At 54.1% G+C, this 912-nt stretch carries 2 pseudogenes; both read left to right on the top strand.

Annotation, left to right across the window (positions count from 1 at the left end):
- Positions 1–119: pseudogene (locus ACR0EL_RS21890) on the top strand (IS5/IS1182 family transposase); the annotation flags it as partial.
- Positions 113–838 (top strand): annotated as a pseudogene (locus ACR0EL_RS21885) (transposase); the annotation flags it as partial. The pseudogenes ACR0EL_RS21890 and ACR0EL_RS21885, both read left to right, overlap by 7 nt.
- Between the last annotated feature and the right edge of the window lie 74 nt (positions 839–912).

The following is a 912-nucleotide window of genomic DNA, read 5'->3' as shown; positions in this document are numbered from 1 at the left end:
TGTCTGATCTTTTCTGGCTAACGGACACGCAAATGGCGCGTCTTGAGCCTTTCTTCCCGAAGTCTCACGGTAAGCCTCGCGTCGATGATCGGCGTGTATTGAGTGGGATTATCTTCGTCAAAGCGAGTTGTCACCGCGAGAACTAGCTGTCCGCTTCACCGACACAGAAAAGTACTTTGTGTCCGAGGCTTCCGTCTATCGCATCCTCAAGTCATACGATCTGGTCACCAGCCCAGCCTATGTGGTTTTGTCAGCCGCAGACGAGTTCCAGAACAAGACAACGTGGCCGAACCAGCTCTGGCAGACCGACTTCACTTACATGAGGGTCTTCGGCTGAGGCTGGTTCTATCTGTCGACCATCCTCGATGACTACAGCCGCTACATCATCGCCTGGAAGCTCTGCACGACCATGAAGTCGGGCGATGTGACCGACACGCTCGACTTGGTGTTACAGGCTTCGGGTTGTGATCAGGCGATGGTTCTGCACAAACCAAGGCCGCTCAGCGACAACGGGTCCAGTTACATCTCCAGAGAGTTGGCTGATTGGCTGGAGGATCGGCAGATGGATCATATTCGAGGTGACCCATATCACCCGCAAACTCAGGGAAAGATCGAGCGCTGGCATCAGACCCTGAAGAACCGCATCTTGCTGGAAAACTACTATCTGCCCGGTGACCTCCAGCAGCAGATCGAAGCTTTCGTCGATCACTACAATCACCGGCGTTACCCCGCTGATGCCTACTTCGGACGCGGGCAGACCATTCTAAAGCAGCGAGAAAGGATCAAACAAAAGACAATCGAAACCAGGCGCTTGCTTCACCGCAAATCCACCGCATAATCAAACCAACCAGATGAGCCAGATCCTCTCTCAGCTCACGCGGCCATCTGCCCCAAATTCCCTGACGACGGACA

The sequence above is a fragment of the Ruegeria sp. AH12 genome, assembly GCF_056541465.1.
This window is presented reverse-complemented; position numbering and strand designations above follow the sequence as displayed.